The sequence below is a fragment of the Rhizobium pantanalense genome, from assembly GCF_030182525.1.
In the GTDB taxonomy this organism is placed as follows: domain Bacteria; phylum Pseudomonadota; class Alphaproteobacteria; order Rhizobiales; family Rhizobiaceae; genus Rhizobium.
Map to the genome: position 1 here is coordinate 318,904 of NZ_JAQJCH010000006.1, position 20,260 is coordinate 339,163.

The following is a 20,260-nucleotide window of genomic DNA, read 5'->3' on the forward strand; positions in this document are numbered from 1 at the left end:
AATGCAAGTGCGCCGGTGGGGTGCGAAAAAGGAATAAGACTGCGTGTCCGAGAAAGCCGTAAAACAGCAGAACGCCCTGTGGGAGAACATTAAGGTCATCGTACAGGCGCTCGTCCTGGCCATGATCATCCGCACGTTTCTCTTTCAGCCATTCACCATCCCGTCAGGCTCGATGATGCCGACGCTTCTCGTCGGCGATTACATCTTCGTCAACAAGTTCGCCTACGGCTATTCCAAGTATTCAATGCCGTTCTCGCCGGATCTGTTCAGCGGCCGCATCCTGGGCAGCGAGCCGAAGCGTGGCGACGTCGTGGTCTTCCGCTTCCCGCCGAATCCGGATGTCGACTACATCAAGCGTGTGATCGGTCTGCCGGGCGACCGCATCCAGGTCAAGAACGATATCCTCTACATCAATGGTCAGGCCGTTCCGCGCGAGCCGCATGGCACCTTCTCCTCGGACTACAGCCAGGAGCCGGGCGACAACATCGCCGTCTACAGCGAGCGCCTGCCGGATACGGGCAAGGTCTATGACACGCTGGATCTTTCGCCGAATTCGCGTGGCGACAATACCCAGGAATATGTCGTTCCGCCGGGCCATTACTTCATGATGGGCGACAATCGCGACAATTCCGACGATAGCCGTTTCGATGTCGGCTACGTCCCTGCCGAGAACCTGATCGGCCGCGCCAGCATCATCTTCTTCTCGCTGGGTCACGACACCTCGTTCCGTGAAGTCTGGAAATGGCCGACCAACATGCGTTGGGACCGTATTTTCAAGGTTGTCGAATGACGAAGGCGCAGACGCTCTCCCAGGCGGATCGTGCCAGGCTTGAGGTCGTTATAGGCCACGAATTCGCCGAAAAGGAGCGTCTCGACCGCGCGCTGACCCATGCCAGCGCGCGCACGCACAAGACGGGCAACTATGAACGGCTGGAATTTCTCGGCGATCGTGTTCTTGGCCTCTGTATCGCAGAATTGCTTTTCAAGACCTTCGGTGCGGCGACGGAAGGCGAACTTTCGGTGCGTCTCAACCAGCTGGTGAGTGCAGAGACCTGCGCCGAAGTCGCCGATGAGATGGAGCTGCATCTTTACATCCGCACTGGCGCCGACGTGAAGAAACTGACGGGCAAGCGCATGCTGAACGTGCGCGCCGATGTCGTCGAAAGCCTGATTGCCGCGCTCTATCTGGATGGCGGGCTCGAAGTCGCCCGCGCGTTCATCCTGCGTTTCTGGGAGCGCCGCGCTATTCGGCCGGAAGGCGCAAGGCGCGACGCGAAGACGGAATTGCAGGAATGGGCGCATGCGAAATTCGGCGTCACCCCGGTCTACAGGGTTGATGATCGCAGCGGACCGGATCATGATCCGCGCTTCACGGTGACCGTGGAAGTCAAGGGTACAGCGCCCGAAACGGGAATAGAGCGCTCCAAGCGTGCCGCCGAGCAGATGGCGGCGACGCGGATTCTGGAGCGCGAAGGTATATGGCAGCCTCAGTTGACTGAGAAGTGACTGCCGGGGAATAGTGTAAAATGAGCAATCAGCAGGATACGCCCGCCGAAGACGGCGCGGTTGAACATATCGGTCCGACGCATTCGGGCTTCGTCGCTCTTATCGGCCCAACCAATGCCGGCAAGTCGACGCTCGTCAACCGGCTTGTCGGCGCCAAGGTATCGATCGTCAGCCACAAGGTGCAGACGACGCGCGCGATCGTGCGCGGCATCGCCATTCACAACAACGCGCAGATCGTTTTCATGGACACGCCCGGCATCTTCAAGCCTCGCCGCCGGCTTGATCGCGCCATGGTGACGTCTGCCTGGGGAGGCGCCAAGGATGCCGATCTCATCATGCTGCTGATCGATAGCGAGCGTGGTTTGCGTGGCGATGCCGAGGCCATTCTGGAAGGCTTGAAGGACGTTTCCCAGCCGAAGATCCTGGTTTTGAACAAGATCGACCGCGTCCGCCGCGAGGATCTGCTGGCGCTTGCCGCCGCCGCCAACGAGAAGATCGCTTTCGAGCAGACCTTCATGATCTCGGCGGAGAACGGCTCCGGCTGTGACGACGTGATGGATTATCTGGCAAAGACCTTGCCGGAAGGTCCCTGGTACTATCCCGAGGACCAGATTTCCGACCTGCCGATGCGCCAGCTCGCCGCCGAAATTACCCGGGAAAAGCTGTTTCTGCGCCTGCACCAGGAGCTTCCCTATTCCTCGCATGTCGAGACCGAAAAATGGGAAGAGCGCAAGGATGGCTCGGTGCGCATCGAACAGGTGATCTATGTCGAGCGCGAGAGCCAGAAAAAGATCGCGCTAGGCAAGGGCGGCGAGACGATCAAGGCGATCTCGACCGCGTCGCGCAAGGAGCTCTCCGAAATTCTGGAACAGCCCGTACACCTTTTCCTCTTCATCAAGGTCCGCGAAAACTGGGGAGACGATCCCGAGCGTTTCCGGGAGATGGGGCTCGATTTCCCGCATTGATGGAACTTTGCTTCCCTGAGCGCTTTATATTGCAGCGGTTTATCGGGCATGTCGTTTTGCCGCTGCGACTGAGGGGAGCGTTTCATGATGAAGGCAGCCGCGACTGTGCATGGACAACGCACGCCCTGCCAGCAATGTCCGCTAAGATCCTTGCCGCATTTCCGGGAATTCGAGCGCGACGAGCTGAATTTCATCAGCGGTTTCAAGAAGGGCGAACTTCTTGTCGACGCCGGGGCTACTATTTTCCTCGAAGGTGCGCATAGCGCGCATCTTTTCACCATCCTCTCCGGCTGGGGCTTCCGCTACAAGACGCTGGAGGATGGGCGCCGCCAGATCCTGAATTATGTGATGCCCGGCGACCTTATTGGATTGCAAGGTTCGATCATGGGCGAGATGCAGCACTCGACGGAGGCGCTTTCGCCGATATCGCTTTGCGTCTTCGAGCGCACGGAATTGATGACGCTCTACAATTCCCATGCTTCGCTGGCCTACGATCTGACCTGGATCGCATCGCGTGAGGAGCGGATACTGGATGAACATCTTCTAAGCATAGGTCGCCGCTCTGCACTCGAGCGTGCAGCCTATCTGATCGCGTATCTGCATCAGCGCGCGAGCGCACTCCGCTTGTTCAACGGCAGTAAGATCATCCCCATCCGGCAGCAGCACGTCGCCGACACGCTTGGTCTTTCAGTGGTTCATACCAACAAGACATTGAAAAAGTTGGCGGCGCGGAAGCTGCTGCTCTGGAACGAGCGAGGCTGCGAGGTTTTGGACGGCGAAGGGCTTGCTGAGCTTGCCGGTTGGGACGGCCTTGATTCGGTCAGGCGCCCCTTCATTTGAGGGTAGCCTTTTGCACAAAGGACATGTCTTTTTTAAATGCTGACGACAACTGTATCAGCATAGATTATTATTATCGTCACTTTTCGACCAGTTTCACCTTTTACTAACCGCGGCGGCAAAAGCGATTGGAGCATGGTGACGAGCCCATAGTCCCGCAGTGCAAAAAGTGCGAAGCGGATTGGAGGCGAAGTCATGTCACAAGAGACTGAGCCAAAACGGATGGGCAAAGCCATCCATTCAAGACGGGCCGATGATTGGCGCCGGAGGGATAGATGCGGGACTTTTTACGGGGTGCGCCAATTGGCGCGTACGTGCAAGGATGGCGCTGATATGACGTTTCAGCGCGTCCTTATACTGGAAGATAATCTTATCATTGCCATGGAGGCGGAGGAAATTCTTCACCTCGTCGGAATTCGAGAAATTGAGATTGCTTCGAATCTGGAGCAGGCGGTCAACGCCATTCATTCTGAACATTATGATTTTGCAATGCTCGATGTGAATCTTGGGGAGTCGACCAGTTTCGGCTTTGCCCGATTGTTGATGGAACGCGGCATTTCCTTCGGCTTCGTCAGCGGCTATTCCGATACACTCGATTTTCCGGCAGATCTGCGGCATGTGCCGCTTTTGAATAAGCCTTTCGATGAGCAATCCATGCGCCTCTTCGTCGAGACGCTGGCCGGCAGTTCCCCGCTCGCCATGTGACAGCGGCAGTCATTTGTCCTAAACTCGAATCGCGGAAATCTTTCGGGGCAACCGGCCGATGCAATGGCAGGACCATGCGATCATTCTGGGCGTCAAACGTCTCGGCGAGACCAGCGTCGTCGCCGAGGTGATGACGCGTACCCGCGGTCGCCATATGGGATTGGTGCGATCCGGCCGCTCGCGGGCCATGCAGCCGGTACTGCAGGCCGGCAATCTCGTCGAAGTCACCTGGCGGGCAAGACTGCATGAGCATCTCGGCGAATTTCGCATGGAGCCGGTGACACTGCGGGCTGCGCGGCTGATGGAGACAGCGACCGCTGTCTATGGCGTGCAGGCGATGGCCGCTTTGCTGCGGCTGCTGCCGGAGCGCGATCCGCACCCGCACCTCTACGATGCGCTCGATGTCATCCTTGAAAACCTGCAGAATCCCGCCGATGCCGGCGAACTCTTCGTGCGTTTCGAACTTGCCGTGCTGAACGATCTCGGTTTCGGCCTCGATTTGACGGAATGCGCGGCAACGGGCGTGCGTGAGGATCTGGCTTTCGTTTCGCCGAAGTCCGGGCGTGCCGTTTGCCGGGCGGCCGGTATGCCCTGGGCGGACAAGATGCTGGCATTGCCGCCGTTTCTGACGACAGGGGCCATGATCGCCGCAGATAGGGAAAGCCTTTCAGCCGCCTTCCGCCTGACCGGCTTTTTCCTGCATCGCCATGTCTACGAGCCGCGCGGCATAGAGATCGCCGCGGCGCGCGACGGCTTTATGCAAGCCGCGCTGAAGGCGGTTGCCGTCGCTTCACTGAACGAGGGCATGGCATCTCCAACCCTTGTCGCCAAAGGCTAAGCAGTAAACAGCCTGCGCAGAGGATCAGTTTTAGAGCAATTCCAGGAAAAGTGCGTAGCGATTTTCCGTCCGGAATTGCGAGAGAACAAAAGGATAGAGCATTTCGCGATTCGAAGAAAAGCGAAACGGCTCTAGCGCCGCTTGAGTGCCCAACCTTCCGGCCGCTCCTCAAGCACCGTCACCATGTCGCCAATCTTCACCGAGCCTTCGCCGCGCGGCACGGCGTTCCAGCCGAAGAGCGGGCCGGGGACGCGGCGGTCGGCCGACATGCGGATGCGGCCCATGGCGGGCATCGGGTTCGGCACGTCGCGCGAGCCTGTCTGCTGATCCTGCGTCGTCATGATGCAGCGCGAACAGGGCTTGACGAGATCGAGACGGATACTACCGATTTCGATGGCGGCCCAGCGATCCTCCGGCCATTCCTCGTCGATATCGATGACGATGTTGGGGCGGAAGCGCTCCATGCCGACTGCGCCCTCGCCGTGAGCGGCGAGATCGGTGTTGAGCGCCTTCAGCGAGCCGGTGGTGGTGACCAGAATCTGGTAGCCATCCGAAAACGTAACAGGCGTATCCTCGCCCGCCCATTCCGGGTTGGCGATGCGCTTCGCGAGCCTGTCGAAGAACACCATTTTGACTTCGCGGCCCATCCATGTCGACAGCGCCTTGTTGGTGTCCTCATCCGCGACGGATGCATTGACGGCCGATTTCCAGACGATGATGTCCATGCGGTTGTCGGGGTGTGGCGGCGGAACGATGATGTCTGGTTTGCCCTCCATCTTCAGGCGCAGATAGGAAGGCGCTGGCTGGATATCGATCCGCGCCAGTGCCTGCAATTCGCGCTGGGTGATGAAGTTACCCGAAGGATCGACCAGCATGGCGCGGCGATCACCGGCAAGACCGAAAGCATCGACAGCTGCCGACGGAATGGCGATGCCGCGGGCGCTCTTGAGGGGATAGATGAAAAGATCGCTGACGCGCATGGGTGGCCTCAGATTTCGTCAATGAACATTGCCAGCACGGTCTTCAGCCGGTCATGCCGTGCACCGGCAAACCTAGCTCCGGTCTCGGTCTGGAATCCGTCCGCCAGTTTGAACAGCTTTGTCTCGAAATGGTCAATGGCGAAGCGCTTGTCGTCAAGCGGCCGCTCTGTCGCAAGCGGATCGAACGGGTCGTAAAGGCCAGAGCCGAGGCGGCCTGCAATGTAGAAGCAACGTGCCGCACCGACCATGCCGATGGCATCCAGCCGATCGGCATCCTGCAGGATCTTCGCTTCCAGTGTTTCCGGCTGTAGGTTGGCGGAGAAACTATGCGTGGTGATCGCATGCGCGGCAGCCGCGATATCCTCTTCCGCCCAGCCGAGCTGCCGCAGGATGCCCGAAGCTTTCTCGGCTGCAAGCCGCGAGGCTTGCGCGCGATGCGGCGAATTCTTTTCCACGGCAACGCAATCATGCAGCAGCACGGCAGCGGCGAGAATGCGGGCATTGCCGCCTTCTTCGGCCTGGATGGCCATGGCATTGCGGAAGACGCGCAGGATATGGGCAATATCGTGCGAACCGTCATCGCCATCCGCGGCGTGCGGAATGAGATCCGCAGCCAGTGCTTCGAACGGGGCGAAAGCCCGCGCCATCTTGTCGGTGTCCATGGTCGCACTTGCTCCGGGATGGTCAGTCGGCAGGTTCTTTCTTCCTACCGGGCGAAAGGATTCGCCGCAATCATTCCGTCGCTTTCTTGCGCGTCAGGATCCTCTGGTAGAACAGGCCGATCCCAATCAGCACGGCACCGAGGCCGATGAAGGACAGCGCCCGCAGGAAGCCTTCCAGGTTCGCCATGTCGATGAGGAAGGCCTTGACGACGGCGATGAAGACCAGCACCGCCGAGGCGATGCGCAGGCTCCGGGCCTCGAGGCGGGTCCCGAGCCCGAGAAGCGCGATGCCGATCAGCAGCCAGACGACGGAATAGGAATAGAGCTCCCCCTGGATGAAACCGTTCCAGAAGGGAATGTACTCGCCCTGCCAGAAGCGCCGCACCGACAGGGTTGCCCATGCGAAGGCCATCACGGCCGCAGCGACCGCCAGCATGCCGACATAGGGCAGGGGACGACGATTGCGGGCAAAGAGCGCCAGGCCGCCATAGGCGATGGCTGGCAGGAGATAGGCGAGCAGCAGCAGGTTGAAAAGCAGGATGCCACCTGTGCTCTCACCCGTCATGAACGGGTTCAGCCCCAGCAGATGCAGGGTCAGGATCATGAAGACCGAAATGACGCCGAGCGCCATGCCGCCATAACGGAAGACAGGGCTCGCCGCGCTGAGATCGAGCGCCATCAGCGTCGCCGAGGCACCGATTGCCAGCAGCGTATAGATCGACTGTTCCCCGAGCGTTGGAGCCGCATCGTTCAGAATGCCGCCGTTCATGGCGTGGCGCACGAGGATGGCGATCGTCAACAACACGAGGAAGCAGGCGAGCGCCTGTAAAGCGTTGCGCAGCCGCAGGCTCGGCGAATCACGCGTGATGAACGCCGCAAGGACGGCAAGGGCGGCCGGAATGCCGTAACCGGCAAGCAGCATGTTGAAGACCGGCGTCGTCCCAAGTTCAGAGGGATCGACGATCGTCGGCTGCCAGGCGATGCGCCCCATGGCGATGACGAGCGCGGCAACCATGGTCCAGGGCAGAACGAGCCAATTGCGCAAGCGCCCCGCCAAAAGATAGGCGATACCGAGAATCGGCAGCAGGATCGTCGCGGTGGCATGATGCGCAAGCGTATGCAGGGCGAAGACGGCCGCGGCGAAGGAGCCGGCAGCGAGAATGTTCGCCGGCAGGCTCAGCACTTCGTCGTCTCGGCGATCCTGCCATTCGGCAAGCCCGATGAGAACTAGTGCCAGTCCGATGCCGTAGAGCCCATGTAGCCAGTCGAGCGTCCAATTGCCGAAGTTGACGAAGCTGATCGTTGCGATCGCCAGCGGCGTGGCGGCCATGACAAGGCTCCAAAGCGCGGCATAGGGTTTCTCCGCCTGGGCGAAGCGCCGGAGGAAGAAGGCACCGATCAGCACGAAGAGGACGCCGAGGCCAAGCACTTCATAGAGCACTGTGCTTTGCAGGCTGGCGGTTCCGTCCGTACCTGTGGATTCGATCCCGCCAATCCAGTTGGTCAGAATGCCGGACGTGCCAATAATGGCGACAAGCGCTGACAGGATCGTTGCCCAGGCTGCATGCAGGCGGCCGGCACCGAAGGCCGCTACCGCCGCAACGATCGCCGCAAACATGAATGCGGCGTCAACAATGGGATATCCATATCGAAGGCTGTAGCCGACGATACAGAGCGATACCGCAAGCGCGCCAATCGCTGCCGTCAGCGTCATTCCGAGCGGCTGCCGGGCGAGAAACGCCGCCCATTCCATGCCGGCGCTGGATTGCTGGGGCATATCTTCGGACGGTGCTGTTGCGTTGCCTTCTTTTGCCACCTCGGAGATCGGATAGCGCCCCGGCCAGAGGAAGATGGTGCCGCCGATCATCGCAAGCACAGCAAGCGTAACCGGCGTCAGATCGACCGCGGGGCTGAAGGTAATGTAGAGCAGAGGCCAGAGGCTCAGCAGCCCATTTGCGAGTGATGGCACGATCAGCCAGCGACGCAGGCGCGACGCCAGCAGGGTCGCAAACCAGGTCAAAACGAGATAGCCGAAGAGTGTCCAAGGGCGTGGCGCAGTCGATGCGATCAGCGCAGGGGTTGCCATTGATGCCAGCAGACCGAGGCCGGCAAGCGCTTGTCCGTGCAACAGCGATAGTCCGAGCGTGGCGAGCGAGATCAGTGCGAGAAGAATGAAGGCGGTCGTGGGGCCGATGAATTCGTAGATGGCATGCGCGGCATAGGTCGCGCCGAACAGTGCAACGACGCCAGCCGCCGTCAAGACGCCAGGGATCATTGCATTCTGGAAGGCATTGTTCAGAACCGGCGCGGCGCGGCGGCGGATCACTTCACCGGCGGCGATCAGGACGAGACCGAAGAGCGCGGCAAGAACAAGCCGGATGCCGGGGCTGAGAAGACCGCTCTCGATCGAATATTTGACCATGAAGATGCCGCCGAGCGCCAGCGCCATGCCGCCGACCCAGACGGCCCAGCGTGCACCGATCGTGCTCTCCAGGCTTTCCTTGGCCTGCGCGGATGTCTGGCCGGCAAGAAGAGTGGGCTCTTCCGCGGCCGCATCCGCGACATTGTTTGCGGCGAGGGCCGGCTGCTCGGTATCGGGCGCGGAGATCTCTTCGATCACCGCTTTCGGCTCCTCTTCGACAGGCTGTTGAGCAGTAAGAGCCGTCGAATCCGTCGCAGGAATCGATTTGCCCGTTTCCGCCGTCAGCATCTTACCCGCGAGAGCATTTTGCAGCTCCTGAACGCGCGCTTCCAGCTGCTTTATCCTTAGGTTGTGGCCCCGCAGTACCAGGATACCGACGACCAGGATGACGAGCGGTAACAATTCCATCATGTCTTCTCCATGGGCGATCCGCCGTAGCATATACGAAACCGCTCGCCGGGTAAGACTAGATAGTCAGATTCCCCTATGATTCCAGTGGATTATGCCGGATTTCCTCATAGCGGATTGCAAAGGGAACATTAGGAAATTCAGATTTACCGCTTGAGAACTATGGTTAATACTCATTAATAATTTGTCTTTACCGGCAGCGCGAAGCAGCTTAATAACGTCTCATAGTCTAACTCTGAATGTATTGCGTACAAACGACGTCGCATGAGGCGGCTCCTACCTTAGGAGGTTTGTATGTCCCATGTTTCTTCCGTATCCAACAGCTCCTACCCGTATCGTGGCACGCTTTCGCGTCTCGATTCGAATGGCGATGGTCTTTTGAGCCAAGAGGAACGCGCGGTGGACGAGCGCCCCGGCATTCTCGAGGCCAGCGGTACCGACGCTGCTGCCAATGGTTCGAATGGTGCACTGAGCGGCTTCATTGCCAAGCTCATGCAATTGCCGAGCGCCGATATCGCTTCCACGGCCAAGTCACCGGAATCCAATGTCGATTTCGACCTGGATCTGCTGTCGCCGATGGATGCCTATAACAGCACATACGGCCAGTATGACGTCGACAGCATAGCGGCCTGACAAGCACTTTCATCCGATGTAAGGCGGCCCGCCGGAATGCCGGTAAGTCGCCTTATCATTTTGATTAAGGTCATTTTTTCCATTCGCCGGAACCCTCATGCCTGCCACGCGTTGGGCAATTGCCACGCAGAACAGGGAGGGTGTTCCATGAAGCGGATGACGATCGTTGCAATTCTTGCCCTTGCCGCAGCCGCGCCCGCGGCAGCGCAAACCCAAAGTCAAAACACCGCCACTGCTGATTTCGTCGGTCTCGACGGTAAACAAGCCGGCCGGGCGACCTTGACCGAGGGCAAAAAGGGCGTGCTGATCGAGATGGAAGTGTCAGGCATGCCGGCCAATCGCTGGGTCGCCTTCCATATCCATGAAAATAGCCGTTGCGACCATGCACACGGCTTCGAGTCCGCCGGTGGCCATTTCAATCCCACCAAGGCCGAACACGGCTTTCTGGCCGCGAACGGTCCGCATGCCGGCGATATGCCCAACCAGTATGTCGATCAGGATGGCAAGCTGCGTGCCCAGGTCTTCAATGGCATGGTATCGCTGAACGGGAAGAACGGCATCCGCGGCCGCACGCTGATGATCCATGCCGACTCGGATGATTATCGCAGTCAGCCCGTCGGCGGCGCCGGCAAGCGCCTGGCATGTGCCGTCATCCAATGAAGCCGGTCCTTAAGCAAGCAAAGATGATTCGCGCCAATGAAGCGGCGGTGCCAAGCAGCGGTTGTTTCTGCTGCCTAGGCGCCCACCGGCGATATGATTCGGTGTCTGTCAATTATGGTTAATGGTGAATTAACACCGATCTTCAACCGGCAGGGCAAACAGATCTATCCTATCTGCAGATGACTAAGCGTGCCGGGGTCTATCAAACACGCGATGGCATTTGCCGTAGGAGATTTGGATGAGCGGGGTTTCTTCAATTGGAAGCAGCATGACGGCTGCCTCGTACAGTCCCCTGGATAAGAATCAGGACGGCGTCGTGGATGCGCAGGAGCTGGAGGAGGCGGCGCAGTCCGGTCTTCTGTCGGCGAGCATTCTCAACGATGAGGACAGTAACGGCAGCAGTGATCCCAGCGCGACGGATGTCTTTTCCGGCAATCTGGCCTCGATGCTGTTACAGATGCAGCAGAACAGCCAGTTAAGCGGTTCCACGTCGGCCGCTGGCTCTTCCGGCGAATCGCCCATGGACCAGCTGTTTGCCAGCCTGGACATCGACAAGGACGGCAAAGTCTCGCAGGACGAGTTCGTTGCTGGGCGTCCGAAGGATATGAGCGAGAGCGATGCGGAAAACCTGTTCAAGAGCCTTGATATGCAAAACGCCGGCTCCCTGACCAAGGATCAGCTCGCCGAGGGTCTCGATGCCCTGAAATCGTCGGATGCCTCAGCCGCCGATATGTTGTCGCTGGAGCCCGATACGAGCGACAGCAGTCCAACGGATGCCGCGACACTTGCTAAAGATCAGGCGCTGGACGTCTTGCTGAACGACATGCAGGATCCGCCGTCGCTTTATCAGAATACTTACGGTCAGTATGACCCGGATCAAACGGATGTCGTCGCCGCGTGATCGCGGTGGTTCATTGCTGTGAAGCGAGCGGAGATTGCGCAACGCTGTCTCCGTTTTTTAAAGCGCCAGTGCTCGAGTCGGCCAAGGGCAGCATGAAAGGCGCATTGCCGTCAGCATCCGCGCCACGGCCGATCTCTTTGACTGCAGCAACCAGCCGCCCCCGGCGTCCAAGCATGTCGTCGCCGATGGCAACGAGTCGGGCATTCGGCGTGGCGAATGGCGAGCTCGCGCGCAGGCGGCGCACCAGCACAAGGTCGTCCTCCTCCGGGTGAACGGCTAAGGCCGCGATCAGTGCTGCCGCCGGCGAGCGTGAGACGCCCATCCAGCAATGGATGAGCAAGGGCGCGCTGCGATCCCAGCCAGTCGCGAAATCGATGATGGCGCGAACATGTGTCTCCTGGGGAGCGACGAGATCGCCGGTTCCGGCAAAGCTGATGTCGTTCATATTGAGCAGCAGATGCCGATCCGCCTGAATGACCGCGGGACGGTGGAAGCTGTGTTCCTTGGCCATCAGGCTGATCATTTCGCGCGCGCCATGGTGAACGGCCATTTCGGCGATGCGCGCAAGCGGCGATATGACGATCGCGGTCACGCTCCAACCCTCATGGTAACGCGCTCTGCCTCGATCGCCTCGAAGCGCTTGAGGAACAGCCGTTGTGCTTCGATTGCCGGCATGGGGTCGATCGGTAGCATCTCGCGTGTGATGTCGCGCGGCTGGCCGAAGAATTTGCGGGCTTCATCGGGCGTGAAGCCGGCAAGCAGCGTCGCCTCGAAATAGGCCGAGATCGTATCGGCCTTCTTGATCTTTTCCTTGAGCTTTGGCGCGCAATGCGGGGGCAGGGCGAAGCGCCGGTAGATTGCCGCCTCGAGTCGCTTCTCCACGACCTTGTAATCGCCGCCCACGACGGACTTGAACGGAGAGATCATGTCGCCAATCACATACTCCGGTGCGTCATGCAGCAAGGCGGCAAGCAGTTCGTCGGGCGTTGCCGGATTGAGATGGCGAAAGATCGCCTCGACGACAAGGCTGTGTTGCGCCACCGAAAAGGCATGGTCGCCGGCGGTCTGTCCATTCCAGCGCGCGACACGGGCAAGCCCATGCGCAATGTCGCTGATCTCGACGTCGAGCGGCGAGGGATCGAGAAGGTCGAGCCTGCGCCCGGATAACATGCGCTGCCAGGCGCGCGCGGTCGTCACCGATGTCATGCCGACGCCTCATCGGCGCGGGTGGGGAAGGAGAGGCCGGACCAGGTCGGAAGAGACACGGTGACGTCGACCTCACCAGCCTTTATCGGAACCTCTTCGGCAATGGCTTCACCGGCCCGGTCTATGCGGATGATGGCTAGGCCCATATTGCCGACGGTCGAGCCGAGCGTTCCAATCGGCTTGCTGCCGACAGTCAATTCCGTGCCGGAGGGCGGCAACTCGGCGCTGCCGTTGACGATGACGACACGCCTGCGCGCCGTTCCGCGATGATGCATGCGGGAAACCACTTCCTGGCCGATATAGCAGCCCTTGCGGAAGCCCAGCCCGCCATTCAGATCCATCAGCACATCATGCGGGAAAGCTTCCTGCAATGCGAAATCGCGGCCGGAAACGGCGATGCCGTTGTCGATACGCAGCGCGTCATAAAGTATCTCGGGATCGCTGCCGTGCTCGCCGGGCGTCCGGGTCAGCACAATTCCCGCCCTTGCGAAGCGGCTGTCCTTGGGACTGTCGCCCGTGGCATCTCCCCATACGACCGTGACGCCCTGCATCTCCTCCGCGACGAAATCGACCTTGGCGCGCAGGCGATACATGGTGAGCCGTTTGAGCAGGCTCTCCCGCTGCGCCGTGTCCGTTTCGAGCAGAAAGTCAGGGCCATCCCGCCAGATCATGAAGTCGAACAGGATCTTGCCCTGCGGCGTGAGCAGCGCGCCTGGGCACGCCTCGTCGGTGCCGAGCGAGGCAAGGTCGGTGGTGATGAGATTATGCAGGAACGTCTCCGCCTCCGCGCCGGCAATGCGGATGAAGGAGCGCTCTCTAAGGAATACGGCTGGCATGATGGTTCCGCTGATTTGGCCTAAAGCACGTCGCGATCTTTCAGATCGCTTCCTGCGCTTCAGGTCTTTGATCTTGCGCATGTCGTTGCCGCAAAACCGCTGCGCACTTTTGCGCGACATGCTTCATCACGCAGAGGTAGGGCCTTCGGCGGGGAACCGCAAGTTCCCCGGCCGGATCATTCGCCCGAGGTAAAGAATTTCCAGCGGCCGTCCGGCGTGATGCCAACGCGATAGAAATTATAGCCGCCGAATTCCAGCATGTCGGCATAGTCACCAGCCGTCACAATGCGCATCAGATCGACCTTCTCCGGCGTGGAGAGCGTCTTGATGTCCTTCTCGGCGAAATAGGGCCAGACATAGACCTCGTCAGGGGTTCCCTGGCCGACATGAGCAAAGCCGGTCGACATGATGTCGAGGAGGATGGAAAGGATCTCGATGCCGTCGGGATCACCTGAAAGATCATGCAGGGTCTTGATCGGATCTTCGCCGGGGTCGTCGGCGGTGACCTGCGTCTGCTTGAGCCCGCCGCCGACATTCATCAGCGGGCGCAGGCGTTCGAGATCACCGGAAGCGGCAGCCTCGACGATTGCCGCACGGAGCTTCTTTACCGGCTCCGGCGCCTTGTCGATATCGTAGAGGAATTCGACTGACTTGTTCGTGTTTGAAGCATCGCCGCTGCTCTGGCTTGCCTGCTTGTTGATCAGCGGATCGGGCATTGGCAGCGCGTTATTGGCAGGCGCTTCCAGCGCCTGCTCGATCGGCTTCTCGTTCTTTTTGGGAGTGGACTGTACTGCGTCTTTCGCCTGGGGAGCCGGCGGGTTGAGCTGGGAAAAGGCATTGGCCGGTAGCGGCAAGGCAGTGCTGCCCAAAAGCAGGGTTACGGCAGCGAACGAGGCAATGGAACAGGTGAGCGCATTGCCTGGAAAGATACGCATTAGCAATCTCTGAGTGTTATTGCAGGGTACGGTTCGGAGAGAACTCGCCAGCGAGCATGCGTTCACGCAGCGATTCGAGCAAGGCTTCGGCGCCCTGTTCCCCTTGATTCCGGATCGTCTCGCGAATCGCGTGGGCGATGGCGGCGTCGGCGATGATTTCGGGCTCGATGCCATCTGCCATGCCGTCGGCCCAAGCCTCATTCTGGTATTCCAGCGCTGCCTGCATCTTTTCATGAACGATCATGTCGTCGATTTCGTTCAGGCTGGTTTCCATTGTTTCTTTCCTCGAGACGTTCATGTCCTTACCACTTGCTTAATAACTCTATCAGCCTTTTCCCAAAACGACACGGCTCGCTATGAAAAGAGGTTAATAAATCGTCAATTTCCAAAGCGTGCGGTGATTTCTGTCGCCAGTGTTGCACCTTCGTTACGGTATCGCTCTTCCGCGGTGCGGGCCTGCGGCGTGCAATTCGTGTAAACCGATGCGAAGGACCGATATCCACGGTTGAAAGCCGCAGTGAGCCTTTCCTTTCGTTTCGGCTCGCTCTTGGTCTCCGTGTCGAGCAAGTGCTGCATGTCGCCGCGCCATCCGTCTTCCTGCGTCGGGCTGCATAGATTGCGCAGATAGTCGATCGAACCGAGAATTTCGGAAAGTCGGGAAAGCTGCTCGTCATAGGGTGCCGGCTGCTCGGCATTCGCATTATCGGCAGCCTGTGCCGGCGGCGCGCTTGCTGCTGGCTGTGCGGCAGCGGGAAAGGCTGCGGCAAGCGCGATGCAGATCAGAAGCGGTCGGCCAAGGCTGTTATGAATCATGTAACCATGTTGACCGGACAAGCATGACGGGAACAAGGCGTGGCAGGCGGTTTCCACGCCGATATTGCTCAGCATCGTTAATTTCGGCGCCGAGCTATGCGTTTTCTGCAGCAAGCCGTTCCACGCACTCGAGCACACTGGCGGGAACGGGCAAGGTGCGCACCTCCTCCAGCGTGTACCAACCAATGGCAGCCGCATCGTCGGCAGCTTCGGCGACCGCATCCTCATCGGCATCCACAAGAAAGACCGAGAGCAGGAAGTGGCTCGTCAGTGTTCCGTCCGCCGCGTGGGAGCGCAGGTCGTACGTCTCGAACAGTCGGGGATTGCGCGCAGATATGCCCGTCTCTTCTTTGAACTCACGCAGTGCCGCGTCGGCCGGTGTCTCTCCTTCTTCGGCCCGTCCTCCCGGAAAGGCGTACATATCGGCAGACGGGGGATTGCTGCGCAACACCAGCAGGAAGCGGCCGTTGCGTTGGAGAATGGCCGAGGAGGCAGGGCGAGGATTGGAGGTCATGGATCGCTTTGCATTCGGATAGGAAGATCGATGCGCGATGGCAACGAGCCATCTGCGGCCAATTTCTACAGGAAACGGCGCTTGCTGTCCCACAGGAAAGCCCCTTAACTCGCTTCCGGCTAAGGCGACGATTCTGAATGCACCGAATATAGGAACGATCGGGATGATCTTCGGGCTATATGCTTTGGCGGCTCTTGCCGAAATTGCAGGCTGCTTTGCCTTCTGGGCCTGGTTGCGTCTGTCGAAGCCCGTCTGGTGGCTCGCACCCGGCCTCGTCTCGCTGGCGCTCTTTGCCTGGCTGCTGGCGCTGGTGCCGAGCGAGGCGGCCGGCCGCACTTTTGCTGCCTATGGCGGTGTCTATATCATTGCCTCCATTCTCTGGCTCTGGCTCGCCGAAGGACGGCTGCCGGACCGATGGGATATTTCTGGGGCCGCCATCTGCCTTGCCGGCGCGGGGATCATTCTCTTCGGGCCGCGCGGCTGATCTTAGGCTTGACCCGCCGCTTTTCGGGTGCAACACAGGCCTCATGTGCGGACGTTTCGCTTTGACATCAACGGCAGATCACGTGGGGGAAGCGCTCGGCGTCCTGCTGAACGAGGCTTTTCCCGCGCGCTACAATATCGCGCCGACGCAGCCGATCCTTGTCGTGATATCGGGCGATCGGCAGCGACCGGGAAGCAACCTGCCGGATCGTCGCGCCCTGCTCGTGCGCTGGGGCTTCATGCCCGACTGGGTGAAGGACCCCAAGGATTTCCCGCTTCTGATCAATGCGAGGGCGGAAACGGCGATCGGCAAGGCTTCCTTCCGCGCGGCCATGCGCCATCGCCGCATCCTCATCCCAGCATCCGGCTTCTACGAATGGCACCGGCCGCCGAAGGAAAGCGGTGAGAAGCCGCAAGCCTACTGGATTCGGCCCCGCAGTGGCGGCGTCATCGCTTTTGCCGGGCTGATGGAAACCTGGTCGTCGGCCGACGGTTCGGAAGTCGATACGGGTGCGATCCTGACCACGGCGGCAAACAGCGCCATCCGATCCATCCATGACCGCATGCCCGTCGTCATCAAGCCGGAGGATTTTGCCCGCTGGCTCGATTGCAAGACGCAGGAGCCTTGCGATGTCCTTGGTCTGATGAAGCCGGTCCAGGAGGATTTTTTCGAGGCGATCCCGGTTTCGGATCGCGTCAACAAGGTTGCCAATATGGGGCCGGATGTGCAGACACCCGTGGTACTCGATCCGGTCAGGAAACCGCCGAAGAAGGCGGATCCGGACGATGGCCAGCTAAGTCTTCTCTAAGCGGCCGCCATTTAGCGGCCAGTGACCGGAAATGCTGCCTGCCGGTATTTGTCGGCGGCGGGCAGAGCTATATTCTCAGGCGATCTTCTTCTTGAGAGGCTTCGTCTTCAGCATCAGATGGGCTGCAAGAACGGCTTTCAGCCCCAGCGGACGATAATGCTTGCTGGGATCGATCTTTGCCTGCGGTTGTGCCGGCTGGTCTTTCTTCTGCGTCATGTTTCACTCCTCACCATGCTCCCCCGGAGCATTTTTCGATTCACAGTCGAGTAGTGCTTTTTGTCGTAAATCATGACAAATCGAAGGCGTTTTCCAATCAGCTTTTGTAAACAACGACCATATTTCGAGAGATTAGCGCCGAAACCTCGTGTAGAATCCGCGCTGCCGCAATGTTTGAATCTGCGGAAATATCGCGCCGATCTGGCTTCCCGTTGCGCCGATGAGCGACCGTCATGCCTCTGATTGATAAGGGAGGCTTACAGACTAGCGGTTGCAGCCCGGCGATGCCACCAGAGGACTGTTGTGCAACGGTTTGATATGCCGGCGCTAGATATGCCGGCCGATGTCGTCGTTGGAATCGTCGACATTGGGATCGGCGGGTCCATTGATGGTGTAGGTGCCGTATTTCTTTGCCCAGGAGCGTGCGCCGAAGGGCAGGGACAGCAAATAGATGACGACGGTCACGACCATGACATGCCACGTATAGCTCATCAGCAGCGCGACATAGACGACGAGGCCGAGCATGATCGGCAGCACCAGATCGCGCCTTACGCCATTGCCTTCCGATTTGCCGGACCATACCGGCAGGCGGCTGACCAGCAGGAAGCCGATGAGGACGGTGTAGGCTGCACCCCATAAGGCGAAGGTGTGGTCCGGCGTCAAGCCGAGAAAGCCCAGATAAACAGGCAGCAGCACCAGCATGGCGCCGGCAGGCGCGGGTACGCCGACGAAATATTCCGACTGCCAGGAGGCCTTGTGCTCGCGCTCGGCCATGACGTTGAAGCGGGCGAGCCGCAGCCCGGCAGCGATCGTGTAGATCAGCGCCGCGATCCAGCCAAGCGAGCGGGCCTGGTCGAGCAGGAAAACGTAGACGACGAGTGCCGGGGCAACGCCGAAATTGACGATGTCGGCGAGCGAATCCATCTGCGCGCCGAACTTCGAGGTGGCCTTCATCAGCCGCGCGACGCGCCCGTCGATACCGTCGAGGAAGGCGGCGACCAGCACGGCCACGACGGCAAGTTCGTAGCGGTTTTCGAAAGCGAGGCGAATGCCGGTCAGCCCCGAGCAGATCGCCAGCACGGTGATCATGTTCGGCACGATCAGCCGCAACGGAATTTCCCGGAGACGCGGTCCGCGTGCTTCGTCGTTAGGCCCGTGTGGCTCGAAAGGCGGAAAAGGCGTCTTCATCTCGCTCGTATTCCTACACTTCAGCTACGGCGGCTAAGGGTTGCGCCCTTGGCCGAGCCGAATTCGGCAATGACGGTTTCGCCGGCGATCGCCCGCTGGCCGACGGCAACACGCGACGAAGCACCTTCCGGCAGGAAGACATCGAGGCGCGAGCCGAAGCGGATGAGGCCGATGCGCTCGCCGGCATCCAGCGGCTCGTTCGGATGGACGAAGCAAAGAATGCGCCGGGCAACAAGGCCGGCAATCTGCACGACGCCGATTTCGCCATGTTTCGTTTCGATCACGAGGCCGTTGCGCTCGTTCTGTTCGCTGGCCTTGTCGAGTTCGGCATTGAGGAAGCTGCCCTGGCGATAGGCGATGTTGGTGATGCGGCCGCGCATCGGCGAACGGTTCACATGGCAATCGAAGACGTTCATGAAGATCGAGATACGCAGCATCGGCTGGCTGCCGAGGTTGAGCTCAGCCGGCGGTGTCACCATCTGCACGCTCGAAACCTTGCCGTCTGCCGGCGATATCGCCAGATCATCGTCCTGGGGCGTCAGGCGTTCGGGGTCGCGGAAGAAATAGGCGCACCAAAGCGTCAGGATCAGGCCGATCCAGAAGAGCGGCTTGAAGATCCAACCGAGCACCAGCGACGCGACGAAGAAGCCTGCAACGAAGGGATAGCCCTCCTTGTGTACGGGAACGATGACATTGCGTACGCTGTTCATCAAGCTCATCTATGGCCTACTCCGTTAGGGCATTCCCGTTAGGAACCGACTTTCGGTCCTCGACAAGATCATGCCAGTCAAAAGAATGAGAACAAGATAAGCGGTCTTGCTCTGAATACCAGTCGAGCGTGACTACAGGCAAACTCTGTCATGGGCAATGGTTTCGCGCGCTCGTCCTCAACGCAATCCGCGTCGAGCAAGATGCCAACGTTCCCCTGACTTGAAAAGTGTCGCCCTTGGAAACCCTGCAGGACGCAACGAAAAGGCCGCCGATGGCGGCGGCCTCCTGTGTACTGCGTCGGCCGATAGGAAGTCAGAGGCCGAGAGCGGCGCGCAGTTCAGCCTTGGCGCCTTCGTACTCGGTCTTGTAGTCCTCATGCGTCATGATGGTTTCGGCGATGACGGTGCCTGCGATGCGGCCTGCTTCGATATCGGAAGCATAGTGGATGCCGCCGACAATACGATTATGGCCATATTCCCAGGCGCGGGCCATGATGACGGCACGCTTTTCCGGCATCATGTTGGCAAGCACGATGCCCATCAGCGTGCCGACCGTGGTGTGGCCGGACGGATAGGAGCCGGACTTGGAGAGCGGCACAATCGGCTTGACCAGATCGCTGTAGAGATGCGGGCGCGGACGCTTCCAGACATCCTTGGCGGGATCGACGACGGCGCCTTCGGTCTCGACGACGCGATCGAAGAAGGCCGAAAACTTCGGCAGGTTTTCCTTGGTGAATTTCGGATTGTCGATGACGTCGGAGAAGCGCCAGACGTTCTCTTCGGCGTCGGCCACTGCGCGAGCCGCCATTTCCGGCGTGCGAGTCACCTGGATCGTTAGGATTTCGCCGAGCTCGGCCTTCATCTGCGCGGAATCATTGGCCGGCGGAGGCGGCAGCAGATCGAGGAGGTTGATCTCCTTTGCATCGGTGAAAGGCTTGGCATCTTCGGCGAAAACCGGCGAGGCCAGGCCGACAACGAGCAACAGGCTTAAAGCTTTGGCAAAAGTACGCATTTGGGGGCTCCGTTGAAAAAG

Annotated in this window: 25 protein-coding genes; 11 read left to right on the forward strand and 14 right to left on the reverse strand. The window is 59.8% G+C overall.

From position 1 onward, the window contains the following. Positions 1 to 43 precede the first annotated feature (43 nt). From lepB to recO, 6 genes are all read left to right on the forward strand, one after another. The gene (lepB, locus tag PH558_RS17480) at positions 44 to 790 is read left to right on the forward strand and encodes a signal peptidase I (protein ID WP_069616145.1); all 747 of its coding nucleotides are present in this window, start codon (positions 44 to 46) and stop codon (positions 788 to 790) included. Then, complete coding sequence (rnc, locus tag PH558_RS17485) at positions 787 to 1,506, forward strand: ribonuclease III (protein WP_112337959.1); 720 nt, start codon at positions 787 to 789, stop codon at positions 1,504 to 1,506. The genes lepB and rnc overlap by 4 nt, the downstream gene beginning before the upstream one ends. A gap of 20 nt (positions 1,507 to 1,526) precedes the next feature. Next, on the forward strand, positions 1,527 to 2,471 hold the full coding sequence (era, locus tag PH558_RS17490; protein ID WP_285205752.1) for a GTPase Era: 945 nt from the start codon (positions 1,527 to 1,529) through the stop codon (positions 2,469 to 2,471). A gap of 87 nt (positions 2,472 to 2,558) precedes the next feature. Continuing rightward, positions 2,559 to 3,311, forward strand: coding sequence for a Crp/Fnr family transcriptional regulator (locus tag PH558_RS17495; protein WP_095436222.1), 753 nt, complete (start codon positions 2,559 to 2,561; stop codon positions 3,309 to 3,311). Between the two features lie 192 nt (positions 3,312 to 3,503). Further along, positions 3,504 to 4,013 (forward strand): response regulator, encoded by a 510-nt coding sequence (locus tag PH558_RS17500; protein ID WP_285205753.1) that lies wholly within the window; start codon positions 3,504 to 3,506, stop codon positions 4,011 to 4,013. Between the two features lie 58 nt (positions 4,014 to 4,071). Further along, positions 4,072 to 4,851 carry a DNA repair protein RecO gene (recO, locus tag PH558_RS17505; protein WP_095434365.1) on the forward strand — a complete coding sequence of 260 codons (780 nt, stop codon included), beginning with the start codon at positions 4,072 to 4,074 and terminating at the stop codon, positions 4,849 to 4,851. Between the two features lie 131 nt (positions 4,852 to 4,982). Here recO and PH558_RS17510 read toward each other — a convergent pair whose 3' ends face one another. From PH558_RS17510 to PH558_RS17520, 3 genes are all read right to left on the reverse strand, one after another. Further along, positions 4,983 to 5,831 carry an MOSC domain-containing protein gene (locus PH558_RS17510; RefSeq protein ID WP_095434366.1) on the reverse strand — a complete coding sequence of 283 codons (849 nt, stop codon included), beginning with the start codon at positions 5,829 to 5,831 and terminating at the stop codon, positions 4,983 to 4,985. Between the two features lie 8 nt (positions 5,832 to 5,839). Beyond that, positions 5,840 to 6,493, reverse strand: coding sequence for an HD domain-containing protein (locus PH558_RS17515; protein ID WP_446740068.1), 654 nt, complete (start codon positions 6,491 to 6,493; stop codon positions 5,840 to 5,842). Between the two features lie 70 nt (positions 6,494 to 6,563). Continuing rightward, the gene (locus PH558_RS17520) at positions 6,564 to 9,323 is read right to left on the reverse strand and encodes a DUF2339 domain-containing protein (RefSeq protein WP_483314164.1); all 2,760 of its coding nucleotides are present in this window, start codon (positions 9,321 to 9,323) and stop codon (positions 6,564 to 6,566) included. 294 nt (positions 9,324 to 9,617) lie between these two features. Here PH558_RS17520 and PH558_RS17525 point away from each other — a divergent pair, with 294 nt between their 5' ends. The 3 genes from PH558_RS17525 (at position 9,618) to PH558_RS17535 (ending at position 11,517) form a co-directional block, all read left to right on the forward strand. Further along, positions 9,618 to 9,956, forward strand: coding sequence for a hypothetical protein (locus tag PH558_RS17525; RefSeq protein WP_285205755.1), 339 nt, complete (start codon positions 9,618 to 9,620; stop codon positions 9,954 to 9,956). 147 nt (positions 9,957 to 10,103) lie between these two features. After that, positions 10,104 to 10,616: a superoxide dismutase family protein gene (locus tag PH558_RS17530; RefSeq protein ID WP_113390074.1), complete on the forward strand. Its 513-nt coding sequence runs from the start codon at positions 10,104 to 10,106 to the stop codon at positions 10,614 to 10,616. 238 nt (positions 10,617 to 10,854) lie between these two features. Continuing rightward, positions 10,855 to 11,517 (forward strand): EF-hand domain-containing protein, encoded by a 663-nt coding sequence (locus PH558_RS17535; RefSeq protein ID WP_285205756.1) that lies wholly within the window; start codon positions 10,855 to 10,857, stop codon positions 11,515 to 11,517. A gap of 10 nt (positions 11,518 to 11,527) precedes the next feature. Here PH558_RS17535 and PH558_RS17540 read toward each other — a convergent pair whose 3' ends face one another. The 7 genes from PH558_RS17540 to PH558_RS17570 form a co-directional block, all read right to left on the reverse strand. Beyond that, positions 11,528 to 12,109, reverse strand: a complete 582-nt coding sequence (locus tag PH558_RS17540; protein ID WP_095434370.1) for a tyrosine phosphatase family protein — start codon at positions 12,107 to 12,109, stop codon at positions 11,528 to 11,530. Next, positions 12,106 to 12,723 carry a YfbR-like 5'-deoxynucleotidase gene (locus PH558_RS17545; protein ID WP_095434371.1) on the reverse strand — a complete coding sequence of 206 codons (618 nt, stop codon included), beginning with the start codon at positions 12,721 to 12,723 and terminating at the stop codon, positions 12,106 to 12,108. The genes PH558_RS17540 and PH558_RS17545 overlap by 4 nt, the downstream gene beginning before the upstream one ends. Next, positions 12,720 to 13,559, reverse strand: a complete 840-nt coding sequence (ygfZ, locus tag PH558_RS17550) for a CAF17-like 4Fe-4S cluster assembly/insertion protein YgfZ (RefSeq protein ID WP_285205757.1) — start codon at positions 13,557 to 13,559, stop codon at positions 12,720 to 12,722. The genes PH558_RS17545 and ygfZ overlap by 4 nt, the downstream gene beginning before the upstream one ends. Before the next feature lie 176 nt (positions 13,560 to 13,735). Beyond that, on the reverse strand, positions 13,736 to 14,494 hold the full coding sequence (locus tag PH558_RS17555) for a hypothetical protein (protein WP_095434372.1): 759 nt from the start codon (positions 14,492 to 14,494) through the stop codon (positions 13,736 to 13,738). A 16-nt stretch (positions 14,495 to 14,510) separates the two neighbouring features. Next, positions 14,511 to 14,768 carry a hypothetical protein gene (locus PH558_RS17560; RefSeq protein WP_068385602.1) on the reverse strand — a complete coding sequence of 86 codons (258 nt, stop codon included), beginning with the start codon at positions 14,766 to 14,768 and terminating at the stop codon, positions 14,511 to 14,513. Positions 14,769 to 14,872: 104 nt separating this feature from the next. Beyond that, positions 14,873 to 15,307: a TIGR02301 family protein gene (locus tag PH558_RS17565; RefSeq protein WP_095436226.1), complete on the reverse strand. Its 435-nt coding sequence runs from the start codon at positions 15,305 to 15,307 to the stop codon at positions 14,873 to 14,875. Between the two features lie 94 nt (positions 15,308 to 15,401). Beyond that, complete coding sequence (locus tag PH558_RS17570; RefSeq protein WP_095434373.1) at positions 15,402 to 15,821, reverse strand: NUDIX hydrolase; 420 nt, start codon at positions 15,819 to 15,821, stop codon at positions 15,402 to 15,404. A gap of 163 nt (positions 15,822 to 15,984) precedes the next feature. Between PH558_RS17570 and PH558_RS17575 the strand changes: the two genes are divergently transcribed. After that, the gene (locus PH558_RS17575; RefSeq protein WP_285205759.1) at positions 15,985 to 16,305 is read left to right on the forward strand and encodes a YnfA family protein; all 321 of its coding nucleotides are present in this window, start codon (positions 15,985 to 15,987) and stop codon (positions 16,303 to 16,305) included. Between the two features lie 43 nt (positions 16,306 to 16,348). Continuing rightward, complete coding sequence (locus PH558_RS17580; protein WP_285205760.1) at positions 16,349 to 17,113, forward strand: SOS response-associated peptidase; 765 nt, start codon at positions 16,349 to 16,351, stop codon at positions 17,111 to 17,113. A gap of 75 nt (positions 17,114 to 17,188) precedes the next feature. On the opposite strand, the gene PH558_RS17585 is transcribed toward PH558_RS17580, so the two are convergent. The 4 genes from PH558_RS17585 to PH558_RS17600 all read right to left on the reverse strand — a co-directional run bounded on the left by PH558_RS17585 (position 17,189) and on the right by PH558_RS17600 (position 20,239). Further along, positions 17,189 to 17,329, reverse strand: a complete 141-nt coding sequence (locus PH558_RS17585) for a hypothetical protein (RefSeq protein WP_015339320.1) — start codon at positions 17,327 to 17,329, stop codon at positions 17,189 to 17,191. 327 nt (positions 17,330 to 17,656) lie between these two features. Continuing rightward, the gene (gene pssA, locus PH558_RS17590; protein WP_285205761.1) at positions 17,657 to 18,517 is read right to left on the reverse strand and encodes a CDP-diacylglycerol--serine O-phosphatidyltransferase; all 861 of its coding nucleotides are present in this window, start codon (positions 18,515 to 18,517) and stop codon (positions 17,657 to 17,659) included. A 20-nt stretch (positions 18,518 to 18,537) separates the two neighbouring features. Then, a complete protein-coding gene (locus PH558_RS17595; protein ID WP_285205763.1) occupies positions 18,538 to 19,236 on the reverse strand; it encodes a phosphatidylserine decarboxylase in 699 nt (232 codons plus the stop codon). Between the two features lie 304 nt (positions 19,237 to 19,540). Further along, the gene (locus PH558_RS17600) at positions 19,541 to 20,239 is read right to left on the reverse strand and encodes an acid phosphatase (protein WP_285205764.1); all 699 of its coding nucleotides are present in this window, start codon (positions 20,237 to 20,239) and stop codon (positions 19,541 to 19,543) included. Positions 20,240 to 20,260: the final 21 nt, after the last annotated feature.

Bases quoted from the DNA above. Each gene is read 5' to 3' on its own strand.
- rnc (WP_112337959.1), top strand. From the start codon at position 787: ATGACGAAGGCGCAGACGCTCTCCCAGGCGGATCGTGCCAGGCTTGAG.
- era (WP_285205752.1), top strand. From the start codon at position 1,527: ATGAGCAATCAGCAGGATACGCCCGCCGAAGACGGCGCGGTTGAACAT.
- PH558_RS17495 (WP_095436222.1), top strand. From the start codon at position 2,559: ATGAAGGCAGCCGCGACTGTGCATGGACAACGCACGCCCTGCCAGCAA.
- PH558_RS17500 (WP_285205753.1), top strand. From the start codon at position 3,504: ATGTCACAAGAGACTGAGCCAAAACGGATGGGCAAAGCCATCCATTCA.
- recO (WP_095434365.1), top strand. From the start codon at position 4,072: ATGCAATGGCAGGACCATGCGATCATTCTGGGCGTCAAACGTCTCGGC.
- PH558_RS17510 (WP_095434366.1), bottom strand. From the start codon at position 5,831: ATGCGCGTCAGCGATCTTTTCATCTATCCCCTCAAGAGCGCCCGCGGC.
- PH558_RS17515 (WP_446740068.1), bottom strand. From the start codon at position 6,493: ATGGACACCGACAAGATGGCGCGGGCTTTCGCCCCGTTCGAAGCACTG.
- PH558_RS17520 (WP_483314164.1), bottom strand. From the start codon at position 9,323: ATGGAATTGTTACCGCTCGTCATCCTGGTCGTCGGTATCCTGGTACTG.
- PH558_RS17525 (WP_285205755.1), top strand. From the start codon at position 9,618: ATGTCCCATGTTTCTTCCGTATCCAACAGCTCCTACCCGTATCGTGGC.
- PH558_RS17530 (WP_113390074.1), top strand. From the start codon at position 10,104: ATGAAGCGGATGACGATCGTTGCAATTCTTGCCCTTGCCGCAGCCGCG.
- PH558_RS17535 (WP_285205756.1), top strand. From the start codon at position 10,855: ATGAGCGGGGTTTCTTCAATTGGAAGCAGCATGACGGCTGCCTCGTAC.
- PH558_RS17545 (WP_095434371.1), bottom strand. From the start codon at position 12,723: ATGACATCGGTGACGACCGCGCGCGCCTGGCAGCGCATGTTATCCGGG.
- ygfZ (WP_285205757.1), bottom strand. From the start codon at position 13,559: ATGCCAGCCGTATTCCTTAGAGAGCGCTCCTTCATCCGCATTGCCGGC.
- PH558_RS17555 (WP_095434372.1), bottom strand. From the start codon at position 14,494: ATGCGTATCTTTCCAGGCAATGCGCTCACCTGTTCCATTGCCTCGTTC.
- PH558_RS17560 (WP_068385602.1), bottom strand. From the start codon at position 14,768: ATGGAAACCAGCCTGAACGAAATCGACGACATGATCGTTCATGAAAAG.
- PH558_RS17565 (WP_095436226.1), bottom strand. From the start codon at position 15,307: ATGATTCATAACAGCCTTGGCCGACCGCTTCTGATCTGCATCGCGCTT.
- PH558_RS17570 (WP_095434373.1), bottom strand. From the start codon at position 15,821: ATGACCTCCAATCCTCGCCCTGCCTCCTCGGCCATTCTCCAACGCAAC.
- PH558_RS17575 (WP_285205759.1), top strand. From the start codon at position 15,985: ATGATCTTCGGGCTATATGCTTTGGCGGCTCTTGCCGAAATTGCAGGC.
- PH558_RS17580 (WP_285205760.1), top strand. From the start codon at position 16,349: ATGTGCGGACGTTTCGCTTTGACATCAACGGCAGATCACGTGGGGGAA.
- PH558_RS17585 (WP_015339320.1), bottom strand. From the start codon at position 17,329: ATGACGCAGAAGAAAGACCAGCCGGCACAACCGCAGGCAAAGATCGAT.
- pssA (WP_285205761.1), bottom strand. From the start codon at position 18,517: ATGAAGACGCCTTTTCCGCCTTTCGAGCCACACGGGCCTAACGACGAA.
- PH558_RS17595 (WP_285205763.1), bottom strand. From the start codon at position 19,236: ATGAGCTTGATGAACAGCGTACGCAATGTCATCGTTCCCGTACACAAG.
- PH558_RS17600 (WP_285205764.1), bottom strand. From the start codon at position 20,239: ATGCGTACTTTTGCCAAAGCTTTAAGCCTGTTGCTCGTTGTCGGCCTG.